Here is a 25118-nt window from a genome sequence, read left to right as displayed (position 1 = left end):
GCGTTGGGCCCGCGGGCCCACGCGGTTGGTGCCGTGGTCACTGGCCGGGCGCACCTCGAGGCCCGGAGGATACGGCCATGACCAGGCACGACGCGCGTCGCGACGCGGAGCAGAGGGACGCCGGCGCCGGCGCCGTGGAGTACGTCGGCGTGATCGTCCTCGTCGTCCTGGTCGTGGCGGGCGCCCTCGCGGCCGTCCGCGCGTCCGGGGTGGGCACGACGCTCGCCGAGCGCGTGACATGCGCGGTGCGGTCGATCGGCACGCAGGCCGGCGACTGCGGCGGCGACGACGCGCCGACCCGGTACGGCGACGACGCGGACGACGACGGCGTGCGGGCGCCGGCACCGGCCGCGGACGGCGCGTCGGGTGGCGGGTCGGGCGACCCGGCGGACGGCGCGGGGTCGGCCGAGTACGCCAACGCCGCGACCGACCGGCAGGAGGCCGACCCGGCCCGGGTCGACGCGGCGCTCGACGACGTGCGGGACGCGCTCGAGGGAGGCTTCTGGGGCGTGCGCGGGGGCGACCTCGAGGACGCGAGGACCGCGGTCGCCGGGCTGAACGGGCGTGAGGTCGACGCGCTCGTCGCGGCGATGAGCGACGCGGAGCTCGAGCACTGGGTCGAGCAGATGGAGGAGGGCTGGCTGTTCGGCGGGTGGTCGCGCGAGGAGCGGCGCGAGCTGTGGGAGCTGCTCGCCTCACGGGCGTCGAAAGAGACGCTCGACCGGTTCGCGGCCGTGACCGACGAGCTGCAGCCCAGCTTCGCCGACCTCGGCGGCGACGGCGCGCGCGACGACCCCGAGAGCGTGCGGAACGTCGCGGAGTACGGCGAGGTGCCGCACCAGCTGTACGTCGGTGGCGTCGACCCGGCGGACATCCAGCAGGGGGCGATCGGCGACTGCTGGTGGATGGCCTCGCTGGGGGCCGTCGCGCAGGCCGACCCCGGCGTCATCCGGGACGCGATCACGGTGAACGAGAACGGGTCGTACACGGTGCGTCTGTACGACGACGGCAGGCCTGTCGACGTCACGGTGTCGCCGGAGATGGTGCTGGTCGACGGCGCGCCCGCGCTCGCGCGCTCGCCGCAGTACCTGCTGGACGACGACCGGACGCTCGGCTACGAGGTCTGGCCGATGGTCATGGAGAAGGCGCTCGCGCTGCACTACGGCGACTACGCGGCCATCGAGGGCGGGTGGCCGTCGGTCGGCATGGAGACCCTGACGGGGCGGCCGTCGACGAGCCACGACCCGGGTGACGTGTCGCTCCAGCGGCTCGCGGACACGCTCGACGACGGCGGCGCGATCGGCGTCGCGTCGCTCACCACCGACGGCGCGAAGAAGAGCCCGTACTACGCGGCGGACGCGTCGACGCGGCTGTACGCCAACCACGCCTACTACGTGCAGGAGGTCGACGTGGAGGCGGGTACCGTGACGTTGGTCAACCCGTGGGGGCTGCGGAGCTACGCGCCCGTGACCCTGCCCTACGCCGACTACCTGCAGCAGTTCCGCCAGGTCGACATGAACGAGGTGCGCTGATGTCCCTCCATCGACGGCTCGCGTCGGTCGCGGTGCTGCTCGCGGTCGTCGTGGGGCTCTCCGCGTGCGGGGACCAGGCGTCCGAGCCGCCCGAGGGCGCCGCGCGCCTGAGGGAGAACGTCCCGACCACGGTCGACGGCGTCGTGCTCGTGGCCGCGAACGTCTGGGACGACTCGATCGTGCTGACGGCGGACGACGGCGAGGGCGCGGCCGAGGACGCGGGGATCGCGGTCGGTGAGCGTGCGACGCTCAAGGGCCGCACCTACGAGCTGGTCTCGGTGCACGAGGACACCTCCTCGTCGGCGCCGGGCGGGTCGGGCAGCTACGCGTGGGTGCTCCCGGTCGAGTGACGTCGGCCGCGTCGGGACCGGGGCGCGGCCACCGGACCGGCGCTCGACGCCGCGTGGGCGGGCGCCACGTGCGCGTCTGGTGCGTGTCGGCGGGGGTGGCCTGCTCCTTTGACGGGCCTGGTGGTGCGCGGTAGCGTAGGACACCGTGCCCGCGCCGTCGGGCCCTTGTGCGTGCACGCGGCCCGACCCCACCCGTGGGGTCGCGGCGAGCGGCACCGGGTGGCTGGCCCACCTCCCACGGAACGCGTCCTGCGGGACCGTCCGCGCGGGAGGGGAGCGAGCGACACGCCCGGGCGCGGGGGTCGGTGCGGGACTCGAGACCTCCGGGGTAGCCGTGCGACGGGCGGCGATCCGGGACGAGCCGGCCGTCCTGGGTGACGGGTGCCGGTCAGACCAGAGAACACCGACAGACGGAGACGTAGTGCCTACGATCCAGCAGCTGGTCCGCAAGGGCCGGCAGGCGAAGACGAACAAGTCGAAGACGCCTGCCCTCAAGGGCTCCCCCCAGCGACGCGGTGTGTGCACCCGCGTCTACACGACCACCCCGAAGAAGCCGAACTCGGCGCTCCGCAAGGTCGCGCGCGTCCGCCTCTCCTCGGGCATCGAGGTCACGGCGTACATCCCGGGTGTCGGCCACAACCTGCAGGAGCACTCGATCGTGCTCGTGCGCGGCGGTCGTGTGAAGGACCTGCCGGGTGTCCGCTACAAGATCGTGCGCGGCGCGCTCGACACGCAGGGCGTGAAGAACCGCAAGCAGGCGCGCAGCCGCTACGGCGCGAAGAAGGGCTGAGACAGATGCCTCGCAAGGGTCCCGCTCCGAAGCGGCCGCTGATCGTCGACCCGGTCTACGGATCGCCCGTCGTCACGCAGCTCATCAACAAGATCCTCCTCGACGGCAAGAAGACCGTCGCCGAGTCGATCGTCTACGGCGCCCTCGAGGGCGTCCGCGAGAAGACGCAGTCCGACCCGGTCGTCGTGCTCAAGCGCGCGCTCGACAACGTGCGTCCCGCGCTCGAGGTCAAGTCCCGCCGCGTCGGTGGTGCGACCTACCAGGTGCCGATCGAGGTCCGCCCCGTGCGTGCCACGACGCTCGCGCTGCGCTGGCTCACGGACTACTCGCGGGCCCGCCGCGAGAAGACCATGACCGAGCGCCTCATGAACGAGATCCTCGACGCGTCCAACGGCCTCGGTGCCGCGGTGAAGCGCCGTGAGGACATGCACAAGATGGCCGAGTCCAACCGGGCGTTCGCGCACTACCGCTGGTGACCCCGCCGCCGCGGCGGGCCGGTCCTTCGCAGGACCGGCCCGCGGCGGCGCGGACGGGCACCGACCGCAAGCCAACCGACAAGGGGCTAACACGTGGCACTGGACGTGCTGACGGACCTCACGAAGGTCCGCAACATCGGCATCATGGCGCACATCGATGCCGGCAAGACGACGACCACCGAGCGGATCCTGTTCTACACGGGGGTCAACTACAAGATCGGTGAGACGCACGACGGCGCCTCGACGATGGACTGGATGGAGCAGGAGCAGGAGCGCGGCATCACGATCACGTCGGCCGCGACGACCTGCTACTGGAAGAACAACCAGATCAACATCATCGACACCCCCGGTCACGTGGACTTCACGGTCGAGGTCGAGCGCTCGCTGCGCGTCCTCGACGGCGCGGTCGCGGTGTTCGACGGCAAGGAGGGCGTCGAGCCCCAGTCGGAGACCGTCTGGCGCCAGGCCGACAAGTACGACGTCCCGCGCATCTGCTTCGTCAACAAGATGGACAAGCTGGGCGCCGACTTCTACTTCACGGTCAAGACGATCGTCGACCGCCTGAAGGCCAAGCCGCTGGTCATCCAGCTGCCGATCGGCTCCGAGAACGACTTCATCGGCGTCGTGGACCTGGTCGAGATGCGCGCCCTGGTGTGGCGCGGCGAGACCGCCCTCGGCGAGAAGTACGAGATCGAGGACATCCCGGCCGACCTGCAGGAGAAGGCGGAGCAGTACCGCGCCGAGCTCCTCGAGGCCGTCGCCGAGACGAGCGACGAGCTGCTGGAGAAGTTCCTCGGCGGCGAGGAGCTCACGGTCGCCGAGATCAAGGCCGGCATCCGCCAGCTCACGGTCACGTCGTCCGCCTACCCGGTCCTGTGCGGCTCGGCGTTCAAGAACAAGGGCGTGCAGCCCATGCTCGACGCCGTCATCGACTACCTGCCGACGCCCCTGGACGTCGCGGCGGTCGAGGGTCACGACGTCAAGGACCCCGAGATCGTCGTCGAGCGTCACCCCGACGCCGCGGAGCCGTTCTCGGCCCTCGCGTTCAAGGTCGCGGCGCACCCGTTCTTCGGCAAGCTGACCTACGTCCGCGTGTACTCGGGCAAGGTCGAGCAGGGCGCCGCGGTGCTCAACTCGACCAAGGGGAAGAAGGAGCGCATCGGGAAGCTCTTCCAGATGCACTCCAACAAGGAGAACCCCGTCCCCGAGGCGCAGGCCGGCCACATCTACGCGTTCATCGGTCTCAAGGACGTCACCACCGGTGACACCCTGTGCGACCCGGCCGCGCCGGTGATCCTCGAGTCGATGACCTTCCCGGAGCCCGTCATCGACGTGGCGATCGAGCCGAAGACGAAGGCCGACCAGGAGAAGCTCTCCACGGCAATCCAGAAGCTCGCCGAGGAGGACCCGACCTTCCGCGTGAAGCTCGACGAGGAGACCGGCCAGACCGTCATCGGCGGCATGGGCGAGCTCCACCTCGACATCCTCGTCGACCGCATGCGTCGCGAGTTCAAGGTCGAGGCCAACGTCGGCAAGCCGCAGGTCGCGTACCGCGAGACCATCCGCCGTGCGGTCGAGAAGATCGACTACACGCACAAGAAGCAGACCGGTGGCTCGGGCCAGTACGCCAAGGTCCAGATGACCTTCGAGCCGCTCGACCCGGCCGAGGGCGAGCTGTACGAGTTCGAGAACAAGGTCACCGGTGGCCGCGTCCCGCGCGAGTACATCCCGTCGGTCGACGCCGGCATCCAGAGCGCGATGCAGCTCGGTGTCCTCGCGGGCTACCCGCTCGTGGGCATCAAGGCGATCCTGCTCGACGGCGCCGCGCACGACGTCGACTCCTCGGAGATGGCGTTCAAGATCGCGGGCTCGATGATCCTCAAGGAGGCGGTGCGCAAGGCGGACCCGGCCCTCCTCGAGCCGATCATGGCCGTCGAGGTGCGCACGCCCGAGGACTACATGGGCGACGTCATCGGCGACATCAACTCGCGACGCGGCATGATCCAGTCCATGGAGGACGCGACGGGCGTGAAGGTCATCCGCGCCCAGGTGCCGCTCTCCGAGATGTTCGGGTACGTCGGTGACCTGCGGTCGAAGACCCAGGGTCGTGCCGTCTACTCGATGCAGTTCGACAGCTACGCCGAGGTTCCTCGGAACGTTGCCGACGAGATCATCAAGAAGACCCGGGGCGAGTAGTCCCACAGGTCGACCCCCGCAGTACCAGCAACACATCCGACCCGTAGGACCGCACGCCGCGCAGGTACCGTCAGGTGGCTGCCGTCGGGCAATCTCTACCAAGTCCTGAGGAGGACACCCAGTGGGCAAGGCGAAGTTCGAGCGGACCAAGCCGCACGTCAACATCGGGACCATCGGTCACGTCGACCACGGCAAGACGACGCTGACCGCCGCGATCTCGAAGGTGCTGCACGACAAGTACCCGGAGCTGAACCCCTTCACGCCGTTCGACGAGATCGACAAGGCGCCCGAGGAGAAGCAGCGCGGTATCACGATCAACATCGCGCACGTCGAGTACCAGACCGAGAAGCGTCACTACGCGCACGTCGACGCCCCCGGTCACGCCGACTACATCAAGAACATGATCACGGGTGCGGCGCAGATGGACGGCGCCATCCTCGTGGTCGCGGCGACCGACGGCCCGATGGCCCAGACGCGTGAGCACGTCCTGCTCGCCCGTCAGGTCGGCGTCCCGTACCTGCTCGTCGCGCTCAACAAGTCCGACATGGTCGACGACGAGGAGATCCTCGAGCTCGTCGAGATGGAGGTCCGCGAGCTGCTGTCGTCGCAGGAGTTCGACGGCGACAACGCCCCGGTCATCCGCGTCTCGGGCCTCAAGGCGCTCGAGGGCGACCCGCAGTGGGTCAAGTCGGTCGAGGACCTGCTCGACGCCGTCGACGAGAACGTGCCGGACCCGGTGCGCGACATCGACAAGCCGTTCCTCATGCCGATCGAGGACGTCTTCACGATCACCGGTCGTGGCACCGTCGTCACCGGTCGTGTCGAGCGCGGTCAGCTCAAGGTGAACGAGGAGGTGGAGATCGTCGGCATCAAGGAGAAGGCGATCAAGACCACCGTCACCGGTGTCGAGATGTTCCGCAAGCTCCTCGACTACGCCGAGGCGGGCGAGAACGTCGGCCTGCTCCTGCGCGGCACGAAGCGCGAGGAGGTCGAGCGCGGCCAGGTCGTCGTCAAGCCGGGTTCGATCACGCCGCACACCGAGTTCGAGGGCCAGGTCTACATCCTGTCCAAGGACGAGGGCGGCCGTCACAACCCGTTCTACGGCAACTACCGTCCGCAGTTCTACTTCCGGACGACCGACGTCACCGGCGTCATCACGCTGCCCGAGGGCACCGAGATGGTCATGCCCGGCGACAACACCGAGATCTCGGTGACGCTCATCCAGCCCATCGCGATGGAGGAGGGCCTCGGCTTCGCCATCCGCGAGGGTGGCCGCACAGTCGGCTCGGGCCGGGTCACGAAGATCATCAAGTGATCACCGCCCCTCGGGGCTGATCCACACGCAGGGCCCGGGAGCTTCGGCTCCCGGGCCCTGCGCCGTCCCCGGCCGGCCGACGGCAGCGGTCCGGACCAGGGGAGTTGGCTTTGCGGCCCGCGTCTGGCAGACTGTCGGGGTTGCCCGCTGGGGTGTGCGTTCACGCGCGCCCATCGCTGGGCGAACAGACGTGGCGGACGCCCAGACCCTCGGGGTCACCCGACGGGGGGCGGACGACAACCACGGCCCCCGTCCGGGAACGGTGCGTGAGCGCCGAGGCGCGTCGCGAACAGCGACACGCCCGAGTGCGGGGGTCGGACAGGACCGGTTCGAGAGAGAGAAGTAGACGACGCCATGGCGGGACAGAAGATCCGCATCAGGCTCAAGTCCTACGACCACGAGGTCATCGACAGCTCGGCGCGCAAGATCGTCGACACGGTGACTCGCGCTGGTGCGTCGGTCGTGGGTCCGGTGCCGCTGCCGACGGAGAAGAACGTCTTCTGCGTCATCCGGTCGCCCCACAAGTACAAGGACAGCCGCGAGCACTTCGAGATGCGCACGCACAAGCGGCTCATCGACATCATCGACCCCACGCCGAAGGCCGTCGACTCGCTCATGCGTCTCGACCTGCCCGCGGACGTGAACATCGAGATCAAGCTCTGATCGCTGGGAAGGGACTGATCTTTCATGGCTACCCAGCAGAACGCGCGCCCCGTCACGGCGCTGCTCGGCACCAAGCTCGGCATGACGCAGCTGTGGGACGAGGCCGGTCGCCTCGTGCCGGTCACGGTCATCGCCGTCGGCACCAACGTCGTGACGCAGGTCCGCTCCGCTGAGAGCGACGGCTACGCCGCGGTCCAGCTGGCCTACGGCCAGATCGACCCGCGCAAGGTCACCAAGCCGCTCAAGGGTCACTTCGAGAAGGCGGGGGTCACCCCCCGTCGGCACGTGGCCGAGATCCGTACGCCGAACGCCGCCGAGTTCACGCTCGGCCAGGAGATCACCGCGGGGGCCTTCGAGGCCGGCCAGGTGGTCGACGTCATCGGCACCACCAAGGGCAAGGGCACGGCCGGTGTCATGAAGCGTCACGGCTTCTCCGGCGTCGGCGCCTCCCACGGTGCGCACCGCAACCACCGCAAGCCCGGCTCGATCGGCGGGGCCTCGACCCCGTCGCGCGTCTTCAAGGGCCTGCGCATGGCCGGTCGGATGGGCGTCGCCCGTCAGACCACCCAGAACCTGACCGTGCACGCGGTCGACGCAGAGAAGGGTCTGCTGCTCGTCAAGGGCGCGGTTCCCGGCCCCAAGGGCGGCGTCGTCGTCGTGCGTACCGCTGCGAAGGGTGCGTGACCTCGATGAGCGACACGCTGACCGTCGACGTCCTCGACGAGAAGGGCAAGAAGGCCGGCACGGCCGACCTGCCCGGTGACGTCTTCGACGTGCAGACGAACGTCCCGCTGATCCACCAGGTCGTCGTCGCCCAGCTCGCCGCCGCGCGCCAGGGCACCCACGACACCAAGACCCGCGGCGAGGTCCGCGGTGGTGGCAAGAAGCCGTACAAGCAGAAGGGCACCGGCCGCGCCCGTCAGGGCTCGACCCGTGCGCCGCAGTTCGCCGGCGGTGGCACCGTCCACGGCCCGACCCCCCGCGACTACTCGCAGCGGACCCCGAAGAAGATGAAGGCCGCGGCGCTCCGCGGTGCTCTCTCGGACCGCGCGCGTGCCGGCCGCGTCCACGTCGTCACGGGCTTCGCCCCGGGCGAGGTCCCGTCGACCAAGGCCGCCCTCGCGGTGCTCGACAACCTCTCCGGTCGCAAGCACGTCCTCGTGGTCGTCGAGCGCCAGGACGAGATCACCTGGAAGTCGCTGCGGAACGTCGAGCGGGTGCACCTGCTCGTCGCCGACCAGCTCAACACCTACGACGTCCTCATCTCGGACGACGTGGTCTTCACGCAGGGCGCGCTCGACGCGTTCCTCGCCGGCCCTGCCAAGGGTGCGAAGGCCGTCGCCACCGAGGCCGAGGCCAACGAGGAGACGAAGTGACCGCCGTCGGTAAGGACCCGCGCGACATTCTGATCGCGCCGGTCGTCTCGGAGAAGAGCTACGGCCTGCTCGACGAGGGCAAGTACACGTTCCTCGTGGACCCGCGGGCCAACAAGACCGAGATCAAGATCGCCGTCGAGCAGGTCTTCGGCGTCAAGGTCGAGTCGGTCAACACCGCGAACCGTCAGGGCAAGGCCCGCCGGACCCGCTTCGGCATCGGCCGCCGCAAGAACACGAAGCGTGCGATCGTCACCCTCCGCGAGGGCTCGATCGACATCTTCGGCGGACCGGTCGGCTGACCGAGAGCGAAGAGGACGAACTCCCATGGGAATCCGTAAGTACAAGCCGACGACGCCCGGCCGCCGCGGCTCGAGCGTCGCCGACTTCGTGGAGATCACGCGCTCGACGCCCGAGAAGTCGCTGGTTCGCCCGCTGCACAAGACGGGTGGCCGCAACTCCACCGGCCGCGTCACGACGCGTCACCAGGGTGGCGGGCACAAGCGCGCCTACCGCGTGATCGACTTCCGTCGTCACGACAAGGACGGCGTGCCGGCCAAGGTCGCGCACATCGAGTACGACCCCAACCGCACGGCGCGCATCGCGCTCCTGCACTACGCGGACGGCGAGAAGCGCTACATCATCGCCCCCAACAAGGTGCAGCAGGGTGACGTGCTCGAGGCCGGCCCCGGCGCCGACATCAAGCCCGGCAACAACCTGCCGCTGCGCAACATCCCGACCGGTACGGTCATCCACGCCATCGAGCTCAAGCCCGGTGGCGGCGCGAAGATCGCCCGTTCGGCCGGTGCGTCGGTGCAGCTCGTCGCCAAGGACGGGCCGTACGCGCAGCTGCGCATGCCGTCCGGCGAGATCCGCAACGTCGACCTGCGCTGCCGCGCGACGGTCGGCGAGGTGGGCAACGCCGAGCAGTCGAACATCAACTGGGGCAAGGCCGGCCGCATGCGCTGGAAGGGCAAGCGCCCGACCGTCCGCGGTGTCGCCATGAACCCGATCGACCACCCGCACGGTGGTGGTGAGGGCAAGACCTCCGGTGGCCGCCACCCGGTGAGCCCGTGGGGTCAGCCCGAGGGCCGCACCCGTCGTCCGAACAAGCCGAGCGACAAGCTCATCGTGCGCCGTCGGCGCACCGGCAAGAAGCGCTGATAGGAGCCCGAGAGAATGCCTCGCAGCCTCAAGAAGGGCCCGTTCGTCGACGGCCACCTGCAGAAGAAGGTCGACGCGCAGAACGAGGCCGGCACGAAGAACGTCATCAAGACGTGGTCGCGTCGCTCGATGATCACGCCCGACTTCCTCGGCCACACCTTCGCGGTCCACGACGGCCGCAAGCACACCCCGGTCTTCGTGACGGAGTCGATGGTCGGGCACAAGCTCGGCGAGTTCGCTCCGACGCGGACGTTCCGCGGCCACGAGAAGGACGACCGGAAGGGCCGTCGCCGCTGACCCCGGTCAGCCTGGTGACGCCCTGACGGCAGAGACAAGAGAGCAGGACAGCGATGGAAGCCAAGGCGAAGGCGCGGTTCGTCCGCGTCACGCCCCAGAAGGCCCGCCGCGTCGTGGACCTCATCCGTGGCAAGCAGGCGGCCGAGGCCGTGGCGGTGCTGAAGTTCGCGCCGCAGGCCGCGGCGGAGCCCGTCCTCAAGACGGTGCAGTCCGCGGTCGCGAACGCGGTCGAGGGGGCCAAGCGCAACAGCGAGCGCCTCGACGAGGCAGACCTCTACATCTCGGAGGTCTTCGTCGACGAGGGCCCGACGCTCAAGCGCTTCCGGCCGCGCGCGCAGGGTCGCGCCGGTCGGATCATGAAGCGCACGAGCCACATCACGGTCGTCATCTCGCAGCGCGAGAAGGCGACCTCCACCAAGGGAGGGACCCGCTAGTGGGACAGAAGGTCAACCCGCTCGGGTACCGCCTCGGCATCACGACCGACCACCGGTCGCGGTGGTTCGCGGACTCGACGAAGCCGGGCCAGCGGTACCGCGACTACGTGCGCGAGGACGTGCAGATCCGCAAGCTCATGAGCACGGGTCTCGAGCGCGCGGGCATCGCCAAGGTCGAGATCGAGCGCACGCGTGACCGTGTGCGCGTCGACATCCACACCGCCCGCCCGGGCATCGTCATCGGGCGTCGTGGCGCGGAGGCCGACCGCATCCGTGGCGAGCTCGAGAAGCTCACGGGCAAGCAGGTCCAGCTGAACATCCTCGAGGTCAAGAACGCCGAGATCGAGGCTCAGCTGGTCGCCCAGGGCATCGCCGAGCAGCTCGCGAGCCGCGTGTCGTTCCGTCGCGCCATGCGCAAGGGCATCCAGTCGGCCCAGCGCGCCGGTGCCAAGGGCATCCGCGTGCAGGTCTCCGGCCGCCTCGGCGGTGCGGAGATGAGCCGCACGGAGTTCTACCGCGAGGGTCGTGTGCCGCTGCACACGCTGCGCGCGAACATCGACTACGGCTTCTTCGAGGCCCGCACGACTTTCGGCCGCATCGGCGTGAAGGTCTGGGTCTACAAGGGCGACGTCACCGAGAAGGAGTGGGCACGCGAGCAGGCCTCGCAGGCTCCCCGCCCCTCGCGTGGCCCGCGTGGTGACCGTGGCGACCGCGGTCCTCGCGGCGGCGGTCGTCGTACCGAGCGTCAGGACGCTCCCGCCCCGGCCGCCGAGCAGGCGCCCGCGGCGGAGGCGCCCACCGAGTCCGGAACGGAGGCCTGAGCCGTGCTGATCCCGCGCAGGCTGAAGCACCGCAAGCAGCACCACCCGAAGCGCTCCGGCGCCTCGACCGGTGGCACCACGATCTCGTTCGGTGAGTTCGGCATCCAGGCTCTCGAGCCCGCCTACGTCACCAACCGGCAGATCGAGGCTGCTCGTATCGCCATGACCCGCCACATCAAGCGTGGTGGGAAGGTCTGGATCAACATCTACCCGGACCGTCCCCTCACGAAGAAGCCCGCCGAGACCCGCATGGGTTCCGGTAAGGGCTCGCCCGAGTGGTGGATCGCCAACGTCAAGCCCGGCCGAGTCATGTTCGAGCTCGCCGGCGTCCCGGAGCCGCTCGCGCGTGAGGCCATGCGCCGCGCGCAGCACAAGCTCCCGATGAAGACACGTTTCATCGTGCGCGAGGGTGGTAACTGATGGCTATCGGAACCAAGGATCTGGCTCCCAGCGAGCTGGACACCTTCGACGACGAGAAGCTGGTCGCCGAGCTGAAGAAGGCCAAGGAGGAGCTGTTCAACCTCCGCTTCCAGTCCGCGACCGGTCAGCTCGAGAGCCACGGGCGCCTCAAGGCCGTCCGCAAGGACATCGCGCGCATCTACACGATCCTGCGCGAGCGCGAGCTCGGCATCCGGACCGCCCCGAGCGCGGAGTGAGGCACTCATGAGCACGAAGCACGAGCAGACCACGGCGACGACGGACCCCCGCGGCTACCGCAAGACCCGTCGCGGCTACGTCGTCTCCGACAAGATGGACAAGACCGTCGTCGTCGAGGTCGAGGACCGCGTCAAGCACCCGCTGTACGGCAAGGTCATCCGCCGTACCAGCAAGGTGAAGGCGCACGACGAGCTGAACGGCGCCGGCATCGGCGACCTGGTCGAGATCATGGAGACCCGGCCGCTGTCGGCGACCAAGCGCTGGCGCGTCGTCGAGATCCTCGAGAAGGCCAAGTGACACGGGCCGGCGGCCCCCTCGTGGGGTCGCCGGCACCTGCAAGCAGCACCATGACAGTTGCCCACGGCGCGGGCGGGCCCGCCCGCCCGCGGCGTGTGCACCACGGCAACCATCCGTATGGCCAGGCTCGGCGCCACGGCTGACCGAGAACCCGCCAGACGACAGGAGTAGCTAGATGATCCAGCAGGAGTCGCGACTGCGTGTCGCCGACAACACGGGTGCGAAGGAGATTCTCTGCATCCGTGTGCTCGGCGGCTCCGGCCGTCGCTACGCCGGTATCGGCGACGTCATCGTCGCCACCGTCAAGGACGCGATCCCCGGCGGCAACGTCAAGAAGGGCGACGTCGTCAAGGCGGTCGTCGTGCGCACCCGCAAGGAGCGCCGGCGTCCCGACGGCTCGTACATCAAGTTCGACGAGAACGCCGCGGTGATCCTCAAGAACGACGGCGAGCCGCGCGGCACCCGCATCTTCGGCCCCGTGGGCCGCGAGCTGCGCGACAAGAAGTTCATGAAGATCATCTCGCTGGCTCCGGAGGTGCTCTGACCATGGCGAAGATCAAGAAGGGCGACCTGGTCGTCGTCATCTCGGGCCGCGACAAGGGGCAGCAGGGCCGCGTGCTCGAGGTGCTCCCCGAGACGCAGCGCGTCGTGGTCGAGGGCGTGCAGCGCGTGCAGAAGCACGTCAAGGCGGGCCAGTCGGCCCGCGGCACCCGCACCGGTGGCATCGAGACCGTCGAGGCCCCCATCCACATCAGCAACGTGATGCTCGTGGACCCGGAGACCAAGAAGGGCACCCGGGTCGGCTACCGCACCGAGCAGGTCGAGCGGGACGGCCGCACGCGCACCGTGCGCGTCCGCGTCGCCAAGCGCTCCGGTAAGGACATCTGATGACCGAGACCACCATCGAGGCCCCGGCCCTGCCGCGTCTGAAGACGCGCTACGCCGAGGAGATCAAGCCGGCGCTCTTCGAGCAGTTCGGCCACGAGAACATCAACCAGGTCGCGCGGCTGGTCAAGGTCGTCGTCAACATGGGCGTCGGCGAGGCCGCGAAGGACTCCAAGCTCATCGAGGGCGCGATCCGCGACCTGACCCAGATCACGGGTCAGAAGCCGCAGGTCACCAAGGCCCGCAAGTCGATCGCGCAGTTCAAGCTGCGCGAGGGCATGCCGATCGGCGCGCACGTCACGCTGCGCGGCGACCGGGCCTGGGAGTTCCTGGACCGCCTGCTGAACATCGCGCTGCCGCGCATCCGCGACTTCCGCGGGCTGTCGCCGCAGCAGTTCGACGGCAACGGGAACTACACGTTCGGTCTGACCGAGCAGTCGGTGTTCCACGAGATCGACCAGGACAAGATCGACCGGGTCCGCGGCATGGACATCACGGTCGTCACGACCGCGACGACGGACGACGAGGGGCGCGCGTTCCTCAAGCTCCTCGGCTTCCCGTTCAAGGAGAACTGACCATGGCGAAGACCGCCCTCATCAACAAGGCGGCCGCGAAGCCGAAGTTCGCGGTCCGCGGGTACACGCGCTGCCAGAAGTGCGGTCGTCCGCACTCGGTGTACCGCAAGTTCGGCCTGTGCCGGATCTGCGTGCGGGAGATGGCCCACCGTGGCGAGCTCCCCGGCGTGACCAAGAGCAGCTGGTAAGAACCACCGGACGTCGGTAGGTCCGCGGCCCCCTGGCGGGGCCGCGGATACCCCGGCGAGAAAGGGCGAACGCCCGATGACCATGACCGACCCGATCGCAGACTTCCTGACGCGTCTGCGCAACGCGAACTCGGCGCACCACGACACGGTGACGATCCCGTTCTCGAAGCTCAAGAGCCACATCGCCGAGATCCTGCAGGCCGAGGGCTACATCTCGGGCTGGACCGTCGAGGACGCCCCCGTGGGCAAGAACCTCACGATCACCCTGAAGTACGGCCCCAACCGCGAGCGTGCGCTCGCCGGCGTCAAGCGCGTGTCCAAGCCGGGCCTGCGCGTGTACGCCAAGTCGACCAACCTGCCGAAGGTGCTCGGCGGCCTGGGCGTGGCGATCCTGTCCACGTCCTCCGGCCTGCTGACCGACAAGCAGGCAGCCAAGAAGGGTGTGGGCGGGGAAGTCCTCGCCTACGTCTGGTAAGCCCGAGACGGAGAGGAGAACAGCCATGTCTCGAATCGGCAGGATCCCCGTCCCGGTGCCTTCGGGTGTCGACGTGACGATCGACGGCCGCGTGGTGACGGTGAAGGGCCCCAAGGGGGAGCTCACCCACACGGTCGCCGCCCCCATCGCGGTGGACCGCGACGACGCCGGCGCCCTCGTGGTGACGCGTCCCGACGACGAGCGCGCCTCGCGCTCGCTGCACGGCCTGACCCGCACGCTGCTGGCCAACCTGGTCACCGGCGTCACGGAGGGCTACACCAAGAAGCTCGAGATCGTCGGCACCGGTTACCGCGTGACGGCGAAGGGCAGCAACCTCGAGTTCGCGCTCGGCTTCAGCCACCCCGTCGTCGTCGAGCCGCCGGCGGGCATCACGTTCGCCGTCGAGACCCCGACGAAGTTCTCGGTCGAGGGCATCGACAAGCAGCAGGTCGGCGAGGTCGCCGCGAACATCCGCAAGATCCGCAAGCCCGAGCCGTACAAGGGCAAGGGCGTGCGGTACGCGGGCGAGAACGTGCGCCGCAAGGTCGGAAAGGCTGGGAAGTAAGCCATGGCGATCAGCATCAAGGGCAAGGGCACGACCATCGCCCGTCGCCGCCGCCACCTGCGCCTGCGCAAGAAGGTCGTCGGCACGGCTGCGCGTCCCCGCCTCGTCGTGACGCGGTCCGCGCGTCACATCACGGCCCAGGTCGTCGACGACGGCCTCGGCAAGACCGTCGCGTCGGCGTCGACCCTCGAGGCCGACCTGCGCGGCCACGACGGCGACAAGACCGCCAAGGCGAAGAAGGTCGGCGAGCTCGTCGCGGCCCGTGCCAAGGCTGCGGGTGTCGAGGCGGTCGTGTTCGACCGCGGCGGCAACAAGTACCACGGCCGTGTGGCCGCGGTCGCCGACGGCGCCCGTGAGGGTGGTCTGGCCCTGTGACGACGAACTCCGCATCGAAGAAGAGGACTTTCTGATGGCTGCTCCTCAGCGCAGCAACACCGGTGCCGGCGGCACCGGCGGCGACCGCCGGGACGGCGGCCGTCGTGACGGCGGGCGGCGCGGTGACGCCGCCGAGAAGAGCGCGTTCGTCGAGCGCGTCGTGACGATCAACCGTGTCGCGAAGGTCGTCAAGGGCGGCCGTCGCTTCAGCTTCACCGCGCTCGTCGTGGTGGGTGACGGCGACGGCACGGTCGGCGTCGGCTACGGCAAGGCCAAGGAGGTGCCCGCGGCGATCGCCAAGGGTGTCGAGGAGGCGAAGAAGAACTTCTTCCGCGTCCCCCGCATCCAGGGCACCATCCCGCACCCCGTCCAGGGCGAGAAGGCCGCCGGCGTCGTCTTCCTGCGTCCCGCGTCCCCCGGTACCGGTGTGATCGCCGGTGGTCCGGTGCGCGCGGTGCTCGAGTGCGCCGGCATCCACGACGTGCTCAGCAAGTCGCTCGGGTCGTCCAACGCGATCAACATCGTGCACGCCACGGTCGAGGCCCTGCGCGCCCTCGAGGAGCCCGAGGCTGTCGCCGCCCGTCGTGGGCTGGCGCTCGACCACGTCGCGCCGGCCCCGCTGCTGCGGGCGCAGGCCGAGGGCCGTGCCGCCTCGGCGGCCGCGAAGGCGGGTGCGTGATGGCGCGTCTCAAGGTGACCCAGACCCGGTCCGCCATCGGCGGCAAGCAGAACCAGCGCGACACGCTGCGCACCCTGGGCCTCAAGCGGATCGGCGACGTCGTCGTCAAGGAGGACCGTCCTGAGATCCGCGGCATGGTCAAGACGGTGACGCACCTCGTCGCGGTCGAGGAGGTCGAGTGACCATGGCCGACGACAAGAAGGCCGACGAGAAGGCGACGGAGACCACGGCTGCGGCCGAGAAGAAGGCTCCGGCGAAGAAGGCTCCCGCCAAGAAGGCTCCGGCCAAGGCGACCGCCACGACGGAGTCCTCGGCCGCGGCCGAGAAGACGGCTCCGGCGAAGAAGAAGGCCCCGACCGCTGCCGCGAAGGCGGCGGCCGAGGCCGCGGCGGCCCCCGGTGCGGGCGGCACGCTCAAGGTGCACCACCTGCGTCCGGCCCCCGGCGCCAAGACCGCCAAGACCCGTGTGGGTCGTGGTGAGGCGTCGAAGGGCAAGACGGCGGGTCGTGGTACCAAGGGCACCAAGGCGCGCTACCAGGTGCCGGACCGCTTCGAGGGTGGGCAGATGCCGCTGCACATGCGGCTGCCCAAGCTCCGCGGCTTCAAGAACCCGTTCCGTGTCGAGTACCAGGTCGTCAACCTGGACAAGCTCTCGGCGCTGTACCCGGACGGCGGCGACGTGACGGTCGCCGACCTGGTCGCCAAGGGCGCGGTCCGCAAGGGCCGTCCCGTCAAGGTGCTCGGCACCGGCGAGCTCACGGTCAAGGTGTCCGTCGCGGTCGACGCGTACTCCGCGTCCGCGAAGGACAAGATCGTGGCGGCCGGCGGCAGCGTCGCGCAGGACTGACGTCCGCGCGGCGCCCGTGGCGCACAGCAGTGACACAGCGGGCGGTCCCGGTTCCACCGGGGCCGCCCGCTGTGGTGTGCGGGGCGCGCCACGGAGCGCCGTCGGCGTGATCCGGAACGTTTCAGACGCGCGGCCCGCACGCCGCGCACGGACGTCGTGCGGGGCGGCGCGAGCCGCAGGGTAGGCTTTCCCGGCGGTCCGTCCCGCTCATCGACGGCGACGGGGTCGGTGGACGGCCCACACAGCAGGAGGACGACAGGTGCTCGGTGCATTCGCGAGGGCGTTCAGGACGCCCGACCTGCGGCGCAAGCTGCTCTTCACCATCGGGATCATGGTGGTGTTCCGCGCAGGCTCGTTCCTGCCCACCCCCGGGGTGAGCTATCCGAACGTGCAGATCTGCATCGACCGCACCGCGGACAACGACCTGCTCGGGCTGGTGAACCTGTTCAGCGGCGGTGCGCTGCTGCAGCTGTCGGTGTTCTCGCTCGGGATCATGCCGTACATCACGGCGAGCATCATCATCCAGCTGCTGCGCGTGGTGATCCCCAAGTTCGAGGAGCTCCACAAGGAGGGCCAGGCGGGCACCGCCAAGCTCACGCAGTACACGCGCTACCTCACGATCGGCCTGGCCGTCCTGCAGTCGACGACGATCATCACGTTCGCGCGCAGCGGCAACCTGTTCCAGGGCTGCACCGTCGACGTCATCCCCGACGACTCGTGGATCACGCTGCTCATCATGGTCATCACCATGACCGCGGGCACCGGCCTCATCATGTGGCTCGGCGAGCTCATCACCGAGCGCGGCGTCGGCAACGGCATGTCGCTGCTCATCTTCACGTCGATCGCCGCGTCGTTCCCCGGCGCCATGTGGTCGATCGCTGGCGGCGCCGGCGGCATCGGCAAGTTCCTCGCCGTGATGGGCATCATCGTCCTGGTGATCGCGCTCGTGGTGTTCGTCGAGCAGTCGCAGCGTCGCGTGCCGGTGCAGTACGCCAAGCGCATGGTCGGGCGCCGCATGTACGGCGGGTCGAGCACCTACATCCCGATCAAGATCAACATGGCCGGCGTCATCCCCGTGATCTTCGCGTCGTCGCTGCTCGCGGTGCCGACGCTGATCGCGCAGTTCGGCGACCCGACGGCCGGCTGGGTGCAGTGGATCACGCGCTACGTCGCGGCCCCCGAGGCGCCGCTGCACATCGGCATCTACGTGCTGCTGATCATCTTCTTCTGCTACTTCTACACGGCCATCACGTTCAACCCGGACGAGGTCGCCGACAACATGAAGAAGTACGGCGGGTTCATCCCCGGCATCCGCGCCGGGCGTCCCACCGCCGAGTACCTCGACTACGTGATCACGCGGATCACCGCGCCCGGGTCGATCTACCTCGCGCTCGTCGCGCTCATCCCGACGATCGCCTTCATCGTGCTCGACGTCGGCAGCAACATCCCGTTCGGCGGCGCGTCGATCCTCATCGTCGTCGGCGTCGGGCTCGAGACCGTCAAGCAGATCGAGTCGCAGCTGCAGCAGCGGCACTACGAAGGGTTCCTCCGTTGAGCGCACGTCTGGTCCTCCTGGGCCCCCCGGGGGCGGGCAAGGGCACGCAGGCCGTCCGTCTCGCCGAGCGGCTGGGTGTCCCGGCCATCTCGACCGGCGACATCTTCCGGTCCAACATCAAGAACGGCACCGAGCTGGGTCGTCGCGTGCAGGACATCACCGCGTCGGGTGCGCTCGTGCCGGACGAGCTCACGAACGAGCTCGTGCGCGACCGCCTCGCGCAGTCGGACGCGGTGGACGGGTTCCTGCTGGACGGGTACCCGCGCAACGTCGCCCAGGTCGCGGCGCTCGACGAGATGCTCGCCGCGGCGGGCCAGCAGCTCGACCTCGCGGTCGAGCTGACCGTCGACCCGCAGGTCGTGGTCGAGCGGCTGACCAGGCGCGCCGAGATCGAGGGGCGGGCGGACGACACGGAGGACGTCATCCGTCACCGCCTCGACGTCTACGCCGAGCAGACCGCGCCCATCTCGCAGGTCTACGCCGCGCGCGGCGTGCTCGCGCAGGTCGACGGGCTGGGCGAGGTCGACGAGGTCACCGAGCGCCTCGTCGCCGCGCTGGCCCCCGTCCTGTCCTGAGGAGCAGCCCGTGTTCGGCCGCGAGAAGATCGAGTACAAGACGCCCGAGCAGGTGGCGATCATGCGCCGCGCGGGTCTCGTGGTCGCCGACGCGCTCGACGCGGTGCGCGGCGCGCTCGCGCCGGGCGTGACGACGGCCGAGCTCGACGCCGTCGCGGAGGACGTCATCCGCTCCGCCGGTGCGACGCCCTCGTTCCTCGGCTACCACGGGTACCCGGCGAGCCTGTGCGTCTCGGTCAACGAGGAGATCGTCCACGGGATCCCGGGGAGCCGGGTCCTGCAGCCCGGCGACGTCGTGTCCGTCGACTGCGGCGCGATCGTCGACGGCTGGCACGGCGACTCGGCGTTCTCCGCGGTCCTCGAGCCGGCCGACCCCGCCGACGTCGCGCTCGTGACGACGACCGAGGACGCGCTCTGGGCGGGCATCGCCGCGCTCGCGACGCCGGGCGGGCGGCTCGGCGCCGTCGGCGAGGCCGTCGAGGACGTGGTCGAGGCCGCCGCCGCCCCCTACGGCATCGTCGAGGACTACGTGGGTCACGGCATCGGGACGGCGATGCACCAGCCGCCCGACGTCCCGAACTACCGCACGAAGGATCGCGGCACCAAGCTGCGGGCCGGCCTGTGCGTCGCCGTCGAGCCGATGCTCGTGCGCGGCGCCGAGGCGAACCACGTGCTCGCCGACGACTGGACGGTCGTGACCGACGACGGTGCGCGCGCGGCGCACTGGGAGCACTCCGTGGCGATCCTCGAGGACGGCATCGTCGTGCTGACGGCCCGCGACGGGGGAGCGGCGCGGCTGCGCGCGCTCGGCGTCGAGATCGCGTCGCTCTGACGTCGCGCACGCCGGGGCGGGGCCCCGGCGACGGGGTCCGCACGACCCGGTTCCCGGCCGTTCCGGACCGGGCCCGCGATGGCGTATGATGGTTCGTTGGTTGTGCGTTCCGTGATACCCACCTGTCGGTGGCGGGATCGGTGCCCAGCCGCCCCACGACCGTCCAGCGGGTTCCGGCACGTCCGGAGCCGCCGGTGGCGCGGGGGTCATGGGTCCGTCGCGAGGCGAGCCTGCAGCAGCACCCGTCAGTACGACAGTTAGCGGAGGACATGGCCAAGAAGGACGGCGTCATCGAGATCGAGGGCAGCGTTGTCGAAGCGCTGCCCAACGCGATGTTCCGTGTGGAGCTCGCGAACGGCCACAAGGTGCTCGCCCACATCTCGGGCAAGATGCGCCAGCACTACATCCGGATCCTCCCCGAGGACCGGGTGGTCGTCGAGCTCAGCCCGTACGACCTGTCCCGCGGGCGCATCGTCTACCGCTACAAGTAACCACCCCCATCGACACGCCGTCTCCCCGGGCCTCGGCCCGGTGCACGGCGGCGGAGGAACGAGCGATGAAGGTCAAGCCGAGCGTCAAGAAGATCTGCGACAAGTGCAAGGTGATCCGCCGGCACGGTCGCGTCCAGGTGATCTGCGAGAACCTGCGCCACAAGCAGCGCCAGGGCTGAGCAGCCGCCTGCACCACCGCCCCTGACCGGGGCAGCAAGCGCACCGCCGCTCCGTGAGGACGACCCCCGGGTCGTGACCACGGCGAACCCCCAGCTCGGAGGCTGGGGCCCGCGAGAAGACGCGGGGGGACGGTGCGGCAGACCTCCGAACGCAGTACAGGAGCCACCAGGCACATGGCACGTCTCATCGGCGTCGACCTTCCCCGCGACAAGCGGGTCGAGGTCGCCCTCACCTACATCTTCGGGGTCGGGCGCACGCGTGCGCACCAGGCCCTCGCCGCCACCGGCATCAGCCCCGACGTCCGGGTCAAGGACCTCGGCGACACCGAGCTCGTCGCGCTCCGCGACTTCCTCGAGGGCAGCTTCAAGCTCGAGGGCGACCTGCGCCGCGAGATCGCGGCCGACATCCGCCGCAAGGTCGAGATCGGCTCCTACGAGGGTCTGCGTCACCGCCGCGGCCTCCCGGTGCGCGGTCAGCGCACCAAGACCAACGCGCGTACCCGCAAGGGCCCCAAGCGCACCGTCGCCGGCAAGAAGAAGGCCGGGCGCAAGTGACGTCGCGGGCCGGTCGCGCCCGTCGCTGACCGCCCGCCCGTCGGCCCACCGAACCGCAGACCCCGAGAGAAGAAGACATGCCTCCCAAGTCCCGCACCGCCGTGCGCAAGCCGCGCCGCAAGGAGAAGAAGAACGTCTCCCACGGCCAGGCGCACATCAAGAGCACGTTCAACAACACCATCGTGTCCATCACCGACCCGTCGGGCGCCGTGATCGCCTGGGCGTCGTCGGGCCAGGTGGGCTTCAAGGGCTCGCGCAAGTCGACGCCGTTCGCCGCGCAGCTCGCCGCCGAGGCCGCCGCGCGTCGTGCCCAGGAGCACGGCATGCGCAAGGTCGACGTCTTCGTCAAGGGCCCGGGCTCGGGTCGCGAGACCGCGATCCGCTCGCTCACCGCCGCCGGCCTCGAGGTCGGCTCGATCCAGGACGTGACGCCGCAGGCCCACAACGGCTGCCGTCCGCCGAAGCGTCGCCGCGTCTGACACGCCGCAGGCCGGGACCGTGCGTCCGCGCACCGGTCCCGGCCCTCGCGCGTCCGCCGCGTCCGGCGTCCCGCACGGGACGCCGAGCGGCGGTACGTCGGACCCGACCGCACCTTCGCCCGGACATGCGGACCGAGGCACGTCCAGGCACGTAGTACCTGCGAAAGCGTCATATGGCGGACGCTCGCGGAGAGGAATCCCACCGTGCTGATCGCACAGCGCCCCACCCTGACCGAAGAGGTCATCTCGGAGCACCGCTCGCGGTTCTCCATCGAGCCTCTCGAGCCCGGCTTCGGCTACACGCTCGGCAACTCCCTGCGCCGGACGCTGCTGTCGTCCATCCCGGGGGCCGCCGTCACCTCCATCCGGATCGACGGCGTGCTGCACGAGTTCTCGACGGTCCCGGGCGTCAAGGAGGACGTCACCGAGATCATCCTCAACATCAAGAACCTCGTCGTCTCCTCGGAGAACGACGAGCCGGTCGTGATGTACCTGCGCAAGCAGGGTGCGGGTGACGTCACCGGTGCGGACATCGTCCCGCCCGCGGGTGTCGAGGTCCACAACCCCGAGCTGCACCTGGCGACGCTCAACGAGAAGGGCAAGCTCGAGATCGAGCTGACCGTCGAGCGCGGCCGCGGCTACGTCTCGGCGAACCAGAACAAGTCGTTCGACGCCGAGATCGGCCGGATCCCGGTCGACTCGATCTACTCGCCCGTCCTCAAGGTGACCTACAAGGTCGAGGCGACGCGTGTCGAGCAGCGCACGGACTTCGACAAGCTCATCGTCGACGTCGAGACCAAGCCGGCGATCAGCCCGCGCGACGCCCTGGCGTCGGCCGGCAAGACGCTCGTCGAGCTGTTCGGCCTGGCGCGCGAGCTCAACGTCGAGGCCGAGGGCATCGAGATCGGCCCGTCGCCGACGGACGCCGCGCTCGCCGCCGACCTCGCGCTGCCGATCGAGGACCTGCAGCTGACGATCCGGTCGTACAACTGCCTCAAGCGCGAGGGCATCCACACGGTGGGCGAGCTCGTGGCGCGGTCCGAGGCGGACCTGCTGGACATCCGCAACTTCGGTGCGAAGTCGATCACCGAGGTCAAGGAGAAGCTGGCCGAGCTGGGCCTCACGCTCAAGGACAGCCCGCTGGACTTCGACCCCACGGCCGCCGGCGCCTACTACGGGGACGACGAGACCGACTTCGTCGAGGACGAGCAGTACTGACGCAGCCGTTGCCCGCAGCCAGGCGCTGACGCGCCGGCTGCGGGGCGTCGCCCTCACTGAGAACTCAAGGAGTAGAGACCATGCCCACGCCCACCAAGGGTCCCCGGCTCGGTGGTAGCCCGGCGCACGAGCGGCTGATCCTCGCGAACCTCGCGACGCAGCTGTTCGAGCACAAGCGGATCACGACGACCGAGACGAAGGCCAAGCGCCTGCGCCCGCTGGCCGAGCGTCTCATCACGTTCGCCAAGCGCGGCGACCTGCACGCGCGCCGTCGCGTGCTCACCGTCGTCAAGGACAAGGGCGTCGTGCACGCCCTGTTCACGGAGATCGCGCCCGCCGTCGCCGACCGTCAGGGCGGCTACACGCGCATCACCAAGATCGGTCCGCGCAAGGGCGACAACGCCCCCATGGCCGTCATCGAGCTCGTGCTCGAGCCGCTGTCGCCCAAGCAGGCCGTCGTCAAGGAGGCCACGAAGGCCACCGCGAAGGCCGCGCCCAAGGCGGAGAAGCCCGTCGAGGACGCCGCGGTCGAGGACGCCAAGGTCGAGGACGCCCCCGTCGAGGACGCCCCGGTCGAGGACGCGAAGGCCGACGACAAGGCCTGAGCCGCGTCGCACCCGCAGGGCCCGGACACCGCACGGTGTCCGGGCCCTGCGTCGTCCCGGGGTGAGGCGTCGCCGCCGCTGGACCGGCGGGCGTCCGGGCGCGGCACCCGTCGAAAGGCGAACGCCTGCCGGGGAGGGCTAGCGTCGTGCGCATGGACGAGCGGCAGGTGCCCGTGGTGCTGGTGCACGGGCTGCGGGCGTCGCGCACCATGTGGCGCGCGCAGGTGGAGGCGCTCACCGCCACCGGTCGCACGGCCCTCGCGGTCGACCTGCCCGGGCACGGGCACCGCCTCGACGAGACGTTCACGCTCGACGGCGCGGTCGACGCGGTCGCAGCCGGCGTCGAGGCGGTGGGAGGACGCGCCGTCGTCGTCGGTCTGTCGCTCGGCGGGTACACCGCGATCGCGCACGCCGCGAGGCACCCGCAGCAGGTCGCGGGGCTCGTCGCGGCGGCCTGCTGCACCGTGCCGCGCGCCGCGGTGGTCCGCGCCTGGGGGCTGGCCGCGGACGGGTTCTTCGCCCGGCTGCCCGACCGCGGCGCGGCGATCAACCAGGCGCTGGTCGACCGCGTGCTGCCGCCGCAGGCCGCCGCCGACGTCGCCGCGGGTGGGTTCGCCCTCGACGTCGTGGGCGACACGATGCGGGCCATGGGGGACGCGACGCCGCTGGCGGACCTCGCGCGCGTCGCGGCTCCCGTGTGGCTCGTCAACGGGCGCTGGGACCACTTCCGTGGTGACGAGCGACGGTTCCTGGCGGCGTGCCGCGACGGCCACCTCGTCGTGGTGCCGCACGCGACGCACCTCGTGAGCCTCGTGCAGCCCGTCCGCTTCACGCGCGTGCTGCTCGACGTCCTCGACGACGTGGACGCGCGCGAGGCGTCAGCCGTGCGGTTCGGCGAGCCCCCAGGCACGCACGCCACCGACGATGCCCGCCTGGTTCGGCACGACGACGACGTCGTCGCCGAGCCTGTCGAGCGTGGACGCCGTGATGCGTCGTGAGTTGCCGCCGCCCAGGTAGAGGCGGTCCCAGCGGAACACGGGCCGGAACCCGTCGACGACCTTGCGGACCCGGCGCGACCACAGCGCGTCGCCGAGGCGGGCGCGCTCGTGCTCGCCCACGTACGCGTCGTACGTCGTGCCCCAGCGCACGGGGGCGTGCGACAGCTCGAGGTGCGGCGCGATCCGGCCGCCGTCGAACAGCGCCGACCCCAGGCCCGTGCCGAGCGTGAGGACCAGCTCGAGCCCCGTGCCCGAGACGACGCCCGCGCCGTGCACCTCGGCGTCGTTGAGCACGAGCGTGGGCAGCCCCAGGCGCTCGGCGAGCAGGGCCCGGACGTCGCAGCCCTGCCACGCCGCGAGCAGCTCGGGCACGACGGCGGTCCTCGGCCCGGAGCGGGTCACGTAGTGCGGGGTCGCGACGACGACGCCGTGCCGGATCATCCCGGGCACGCCGACCGTCGCGCGCTGCGCCGGCGGCAGCCCGGCTGCGATCCCCGCGATCGTCTCGGCGAGGCGCTCCGGGGGCAGCGGGTAGGGCGTGGGGACGCGCACCGGGGGTGCGTGCAGCGTGCCGGCGGCGTCGAGCACCGACGCCTTGATGCCGCTGCCACCGCAGTCCACGGCCAGCGTGTAGGGCTCGACGGGCACGTCACCACGGTAGCCCCACCGCTACCGTG

Annotated in this window: 38 protein-coding genes; 37 read left to right on the top strand and 1 reads right to left on the bottom strand. The window is 70.3% G+C overall.

The window, feature by feature from the left end:
• The first annotated feature begins 77 nt into the window (after nt 1-77).
• The 37 genes from GY42_RS08370 (at nt 78) to GY42_RS08190 (ending at nt 24441) form a co-directional block, all read left to right on the top strand.
• Nucleotides 78-1532, top strand: coding sequence for a C2 family cysteine protease (locus GY42_RS08370; RefSeq protein ID WP_046528997.1), 1455 nt, complete (start codon nt 78-80; stop codon nt 1530-1532).
• The gene (locus GY42_RS08365; protein ID WP_046528996.1) at nt 1532-1882 is read left to right on the top strand and encodes a hypothetical protein; all 351 of its coding nucleotides are present in this window, start codon (nt 1532-1534) and stop codon (nt 1880-1882) included. Before GY42_RS08370 ends, GY42_RS08365 begins: the two co-directional genes overlap by 1 nt.
• A 421-nt stretch (nt 1883-2303) precedes the next feature.
• On the top strand, nt 2304-2672 hold the full coding sequence (rpsL, locus tag GY42_RS08360; RefSeq protein ID WP_013117883.1) for a 30S ribosomal protein S12: 369 nt from the start codon (nt 2304-2306) through the stop codon (nt 2670-2672).
• A 5-nt stretch (nt 2673-2677) separates the two neighbouring features.
• The gene (rpsG, locus tag GY42_RS08355; RefSeq protein ID WP_046528995.1) at nt 2678-3148 is read left to right on the top strand and encodes a 30S ribosomal protein S7; all 471 of its coding nucleotides are present in this window, start codon (nt 2678-2680) and stop codon (nt 3146-3148) included.
• A gap of 93 nt (nt 3149-3241) precedes the next feature.
• The gene (fusA, locus tag GY42_RS08350; RefSeq protein ID WP_046528994.1) at nt 3242-5344 is read left to right on the top strand and encodes an elongation factor G; all 2103 of its coding nucleotides are present in this window, start codon (nt 3242-3244) and stop codon (nt 5342-5344) included.
• 121 nt (nt 5345-5465) lie between these two features.
• Nucleotides 5466-6659 (top strand): elongation factor Tu, encoded by a 1194-nt coding sequence (gene tuf, locus GY42_RS08345; protein WP_046528993.1) that lies wholly within the window; start codon nt 5466-5468, stop codon nt 6657-6659.
• A 354-nt stretch (nt 6660-7013) separates the two neighbouring features.
• Complete coding sequence (rpsJ, locus tag GY42_RS08340) at nt 7014-7322, top strand: 30S ribosomal protein S10 (protein ID WP_013117879.1); 309 nt, start codon at nt 7014-7016, stop codon at nt 7320-7322.
• 24 nt (nt 7323-7346) lie between these two features.
• Nucleotides 7347-8006 (top strand): 50S ribosomal protein L3, encoded by a 660-nt coding sequence (gene rplC / locus GY42_RS08335; protein ID WP_046528992.1) that lies wholly within the window; start codon nt 7347-7349, stop codon nt 8004-8006.
• A 5-nt stretch (nt 8007-8011) separates the two neighbouring features.
• Nucleotides 8012-8698 carry a 50S ribosomal protein L4 gene (gene rplD, locus GY42_RS08330; protein WP_046530713.1) on the top strand — a complete coding sequence of 229 codons (687 nt, stop codon included), beginning with the start codon at nt 8012-8014 and terminating at the stop codon, nt 8696-8698.
• Nucleotides 8695-8997 (top strand): 50S ribosomal protein L23, encoded by a 303-nt coding sequence (gene rplW / locus GY42_RS08325; RefSeq protein WP_046528991.1) that lies wholly within the window; start codon nt 8695-8697, stop codon nt 8995-8997. Before rplD ends, rplW begins: the two co-directional genes overlap by 4 nt.
• 25 nt (nt 8998-9022) lie before the next feature.
• Nucleotides 9023-9859, top strand: a complete 837-nt coding sequence (gene rplB, locus GY42_RS08320; protein ID WP_046528990.1) for a 50S ribosomal protein L2 — start codon at nt 9023-9025, stop codon at nt 9857-9859.
• 15 nt (nt 9860-9874) lie between these two features.
• Complete coding sequence (gene rpsS, locus GY42_RS08315; RefSeq protein ID WP_013117874.1) at nt 9875-10156, top strand: 30S ribosomal protein S19; 282 nt, start codon at nt 9875-9877, stop codon at nt 10154-10156.
• 53 nt (nt 10157-10209) lie between these two features.
• Nucleotides 10210-10590 carry a 50S ribosomal protein L22 gene (rplV, locus tag GY42_RS08310; protein WP_046528989.1) on the top strand — a complete coding sequence of 127 codons (381 nt, stop codon included), beginning with the start codon at nt 10210-10212 and terminating at the stop codon, nt 10588-10590.
• Nucleotides 10590-11411 carry a 30S ribosomal protein S3 gene (gene rpsC, locus GY42_RS08305; protein WP_046528988.1) on the top strand — a complete coding sequence of 274 codons (822 nt, stop codon included), beginning with the start codon at nt 10590-10592 and terminating at the stop codon, nt 11409-11411. Before rplV ends, rpsC begins: the two co-directional genes overlap by 1 nt.
• A 3-nt stretch (nt 11412-11414) precedes the next feature.
• Complete coding sequence (gene rplP, locus GY42_RS08300; protein ID WP_046528987.1) at nt 11415-11831, top strand: 50S ribosomal protein L16; 417 nt, start codon at nt 11415-11417, stop codon at nt 11829-11831.
• The gene (rpmC, locus tag GY42_RS08295) at nt 11831-12067 is read left to right on the top strand and encodes a 50S ribosomal protein L29 (protein WP_046528986.1); all 237 of its coding nucleotides are present in this window, start codon (nt 11831-11833) and stop codon (nt 12065-12067) included. Before rplP ends, rpmC begins: the two co-directional genes overlap by 1 nt.
• Before the next feature lie 7 nt (nt 12068-12074).
• Nucleotides 12075-12365 carry a 30S ribosomal protein S17 gene (rpsQ, locus tag GY42_RS08290; protein ID WP_046528985.1) on the top strand — a complete coding sequence of 97 codons (291 nt, stop codon included), beginning with the start codon at nt 12075-12077 and terminating at the stop codon, nt 12363-12365.
• 175 nt (nt 12366-12540) lie between these two features.
• A complete protein-coding gene (gene rplN, locus GY42_RS08285) occupies nt 12541-12909 on the top strand; it encodes a 50S ribosomal protein L14 (RefSeq protein WP_013770175.1) in 369 nt (122 codons plus the stop codon).
• A gap of 2 nt (nt 12910-12911) precedes the next feature.
• Nucleotides 12912-13253, top strand: a complete 342-nt coding sequence (gene rplX / locus GY42_RS08280; RefSeq protein ID WP_046528984.1) for a 50S ribosomal protein L24 — start codon at nt 12912-12914, stop codon at nt 13251-13253.
• Nucleotides 13253-13825 (top strand): 50S ribosomal protein L5, encoded by a 573-nt coding sequence (gene rplE, locus GY42_RS08275; RefSeq protein ID WP_046528983.1) that lies wholly within the window; start codon nt 13253-13255, stop codon nt 13823-13825. The genes rplX and rplE overlap by 1 nt, the downstream gene beginning before the upstream one ends.
• A 2-nt stretch (nt 13826-13827) precedes the next feature.
• Entirely contained in the window at nt 13828-14013 is a 186-nt protein-coding gene (locus GY42_RS08270; RefSeq protein WP_046528982.1) for a type Z 30S ribosomal protein S14, read from the top strand.
• 76 nt (nt 14014-14089) lie between these two features.
• Entirely contained in the window at nt 14090-14488 is a 399-nt protein-coding gene (gene rpsH / locus GY42_RS08265) for a 30S ribosomal protein S8 (RefSeq protein WP_046528981.1), read from the top strand.
• 25 nt (nt 14489-14513) lie between these two features.
• Entirely contained in the window at nt 14514-15053 is a 540-nt protein-coding gene (gene rplF / locus GY42_RS08260; RefSeq protein ID WP_046528980.1) for a 50S ribosomal protein L6, read from the top strand.
• Between the two features lie 3 nt (nt 15054-15056).
• Nucleotides 15057-15428: a 50S ribosomal protein L18 gene (gene rplR, locus GY42_RS08255; RefSeq protein WP_046528979.1), complete on the top strand. Its 372-nt coding sequence runs from the start codon at nt 15057-15059 to the stop codon at nt 15426-15428.
• Nucleotides 15429-15462: 34 nt separating this feature from the next.
• A complete protein-coding gene (gene rpsE / locus GY42_RS08250) occupies nt 15463-16107 on the top strand; it encodes a 30S ribosomal protein S5 (protein ID WP_046528978.1) in 645 nt (214 codons plus the stop codon).
• Entirely contained in the window at nt 16107-16289 is a 183-nt protein-coding gene (gene rpmD / locus GY42_RS08245) for a 50S ribosomal protein L30 (protein WP_013117860.1), read from the top strand. The genes rpsE and rpmD overlap by 1 nt, the downstream gene beginning before the upstream one ends.
• Before the next feature lie 2 nt (nt 16290-16291).
• On the top strand, nt 16292-16954 hold the full coding sequence (gene rplO / locus GY42_RS18600) for a 50S ribosomal protein L15 (RefSeq protein WP_082131421.1): 663 nt from the start codon (nt 16292-16294) through the stop codon (nt 16952-16954).
• Between the two features lie 259 nt (nt 16955-17213).
• A complete protein-coding gene (secY, locus tag GY42_RS08235; protein WP_046528977.1) occupies nt 17214-18509 on the top strand; it encodes a preprotein translocase subunit SecY in 1296 nt (431 codons plus the stop codon).
• Nucleotides 18506-19084, top strand: a complete 579-nt coding sequence (locus GY42_RS08230) for an adenylate kinase (protein ID WP_046528976.1) — start codon at nt 18506-18508, stop codon at nt 19082-19084. Before secY ends, GY42_RS08230 begins: the two co-directional genes overlap by 4 nt.
• A 10-nt stretch (nt 19085-19094) precedes the next feature.
• The gene (map, locus tag GY42_RS08225) at nt 19095-19916 is read left to right on the top strand and encodes a type I methionyl aminopeptidase (RefSeq protein ID WP_046528975.1); all 822 of its coding nucleotides are present in this window, start codon (nt 19095-19097) and stop codon (nt 19914-19916) included.
• 269 nt (nt 19917-20185) lie between these two features.
• A complete protein-coding gene (gene infA / locus GY42_RS08220; protein ID WP_012867920.1) occupies nt 20186-20407 on the top strand; it encodes a translation initiation factor IF-1 in 222 nt (73 codons plus the stop codon).
• A gap of 65 nt (nt 20408-20472) precedes the next feature.
• Nucleotides 20473-20586 carry a 50S ribosomal protein L36 gene (gene rpmJ, locus GY42_RS08215; RefSeq protein ID WP_013117849.1) on the top strand — a complete coding sequence of 38 codons (114 nt, stop codon included), beginning with the start codon at nt 20473-20475 and terminating at the stop codon, nt 20584-20586.
• A gap of 174 nt (nt 20587-20760) precedes the next feature.
• Nucleotides 20761-21141, top strand: a complete 381-nt coding sequence (rpsM, locus tag GY42_RS08210) for a 30S ribosomal protein S13 (protein WP_046528974.1) — start codon at nt 20761-20763, stop codon at nt 21139-21141.
• Between the two features lie 77 nt (nt 21142-21218).
• Nucleotides 21219-21620 carry a 30S ribosomal protein S11 gene (rpsK, locus tag GY42_RS08205; protein ID WP_046528973.1) on the top strand — a complete coding sequence of 134 codons (402 nt, stop codon included), beginning with the start codon at nt 21219-21221 and terminating at the stop codon, nt 21618-21620.
• A gap of 204 nt (nt 21621-21824) precedes the next feature.
• Nucleotides 21825-22838, top strand: a complete 1014-nt coding sequence (locus GY42_RS08200; RefSeq protein WP_046528972.1) for a DNA-directed RNA polymerase subunit alpha — start codon at nt 21825-21827, stop codon at nt 22836-22838.
• A gap of 80 nt (nt 22839-22918) precedes the next feature.
• On the top strand, nt 22919-23443 hold the full coding sequence (rplQ, locus tag GY42_RS08195) for a 50S ribosomal protein L17 (protein WP_046528971.1): 525 nt from the start codon (nt 22919-22921) through the stop codon (nt 23441-23443).
• Between the two features lie 152 nt (nt 23444-23595).
• Nucleotides 23596-24441: an alpha/beta fold hydrolase gene (locus GY42_RS08190; RefSeq protein WP_082131420.1), complete on the top strand. Its 846-nt coding sequence runs from the start codon at nt 23596-23598 to the stop codon at nt 24439-24441.
• Here the strand turns inward: GY42_RS08190 and GY42_RS08185 are convergent.
• A complete protein-coding gene (locus tag GY42_RS08185; RefSeq protein WP_046528970.1) occupies nt 24322-25089 on the bottom strand; it encodes an ROK family protein in 768 nt (255 codons plus the stop codon). The genes GY42_RS08190 and GY42_RS08185 overlap by 120 nt on opposite strands.
• Between the last annotated feature and the right edge of the window lie 29 nt (nt 25090-25118).

This window comes from Cellulomonas sp. FA1 (assembly GCF_000986825.1).
GTDB classification, from domain to species: Bacteria; Actinomycetota; Actinomycetes; order Actinomycetales; family Cellulomonadaceae; genus Cellulomonas; species Cellulomonas iranensis.
The sequence above is the reverse complement of the archived record's forward strand: the minus strand, read 5'-3'. Positions and strand labels throughout refer to the sequence as shown.

Bases quoted from the DNA above. Each gene is read 5' to 3' on its own strand.
- GY42_RS08365 (WP_046528996.1), top strand. From the start codon at position 1,532: ATGTCCCTCCATCGACGGCTCGCGTCGGTCGCGGTGCTGCTCGCGGTC.
- GY42_RS08370 (WP_046528997.1), top strand. From the start codon at position 78: ATGACCAGGCACGACGCGCGTCGCGACGCGGAGCAGAGGGACGCCGGC.
- rpsS (WP_013117874.1), top strand. From the start codon at position 9,875: ATGCCTCGCAGCCTCAAGAAGGGCCCGTTCGTCGACGGCCACCTGCAG.
- rplB (WP_046528990.1), top strand. From the start codon at position 9,023: ATGGGAATCCGTAAGTACAAGCCGACGACGCCCGGCCGCCGCGGCTCG.
- rplV (WP_046528989.1), top strand. From the start codon at position 10,210: ATGGAAGCCAAGGCGAAGGCGCGGTTCGTCCGCGTCACGCCCCAGAAG.
- rplN (WP_013770175.1), top strand. From the start codon at position 12,541: ATGATCCAGCAGGAGTCGCGACTGCGTGTCGCCGACAACACGGGTGCG.
- rplC (WP_046528992.1), top strand. From the start codon at position 7,347: ATGGCTACCCAGCAGAACGCGCGCCCCGTCACGGCGCTGCTCGGCACC.
- rplQ (WP_046528971.1), top strand. From the start codon at position 22,919: ATGCCCACGCCCACCAAGGGTCCCCGGCTCGGTGGTAGCCCGGCGCAC.
- infA (WP_012867920.1), top strand. From the start codon at position 20,186: ATGGCCAAGAAGGACGGCGTCATCGAGATCGAGGGCAGCGTTGTCGAA.
- rpsM (WP_046528974.1), top strand. From the start codon at position 20,761: ATGGCACGTCTCATCGGCGTCGACCTTCCCCGCGACAAGCGGGTCGAG.
- rplF (WP_046528980.1), top strand. From the start codon at position 14,514: ATGTCTCGAATCGGCAGGATCCCCGTCCCGGTGCCTTCGGGTGTCGAC.
- rplR (WP_046528979.1), top strand. From the start codon at position 15,057: ATGGCGATCAGCATCAAGGGCAAGGGCACGACCATCGCCCGTCGCCGC.
- rpmJ (WP_013117849.1), top strand. From the start codon at position 20,473: ATGAAGGTCAAGCCGAGCGTCAAGAAGATCTGCGACAAGTGCAAGGTG.
- rpsQ (WP_046528985.1), top strand. From the start codon at position 12,075: ATGAGCACGAAGCACGAGCAGACCACGGCGACGACGGACCCCCGCGGC.
- GY42_RS08270 (WP_046528982.1), top strand. From the start codon at position 13,828: ATGGCGAAGACCGCCCTCATCAACAAGGCGGCCGCGAAGCCGAAGTTC.
- rplE (WP_046528983.1), top strand. From the start codon at position 13,253: ATGACCGAGACCACCATCGAGGCCCCGGCCCTGCCGCGTCTGAAGACG.
- rpmD (WP_013117860.1), top strand. From the start codon at position 16,107: ATGGCGCGTCTCAAGGTGACCCAGACCCGGTCCGCCATCGGCGGCAAG.
- rplX (WP_046528984.1), top strand. From the start codon at position 12,912: ATGGCGAAGATCAAGAAGGGCGACCTGGTCGTCGTCATCTCGGGCCGC.
- rpmC (WP_046528986.1), top strand. From the start codon at position 11,831: ATGGCTATCGGAACCAAGGATCTGGCTCCCAGCGAGCTGGACACCTTC.
- rpsH (WP_046528981.1), top strand. From the start codon at position 14,090: ATGACCATGACCGACCCGATCGCAGACTTCCTGACGCGTCTGCGCAAC.
- rplO (WP_082131421.1), top strand. From the start codon at position 16,292: ATGGCCGACGACAAGAAGGCCGACGAGAAGGCGACGGAGACCACGGCT.
- rpsG (WP_046528995.1), top strand. From the start codon at position 2,678: ATGCCTCGCAAGGGTCCCGCTCCGAAGCGGCCGCTGATCGTCGACCCG.
- GY42_RS08190 (WP_082131420.1), top strand. From the start codon at position 23,596: ATGGACGAGCGGCAGGTGCCCGTGGTGCTGGTGCACGGGCTGCGGGCG.
- rpsE (WP_046528978.1), top strand. From the start codon at position 15,463: ATGGCTGCTCCTCAGCGCAGCAACACCGGTGCCGGCGGCACCGGCGGC.
- rpsK (WP_046528973.1), top strand. From the start codon at position 21,219: ATGCCTCCCAAGTCCCGCACCGCCGTGCGCAAGCCGCGCCGCAAGGAG.
- rplD (WP_046530713.1), top strand. From the start codon at position 8,012: ATGAGCGACACGCTGACCGTCGACGTCCTCGACGAGAAGGGCAAGAAG.
- rpsJ (WP_013117879.1), top strand. From the start codon at position 7,014: ATGGCGGGACAGAAGATCCGCATCAGGCTCAAGTCCTACGACCACGAG.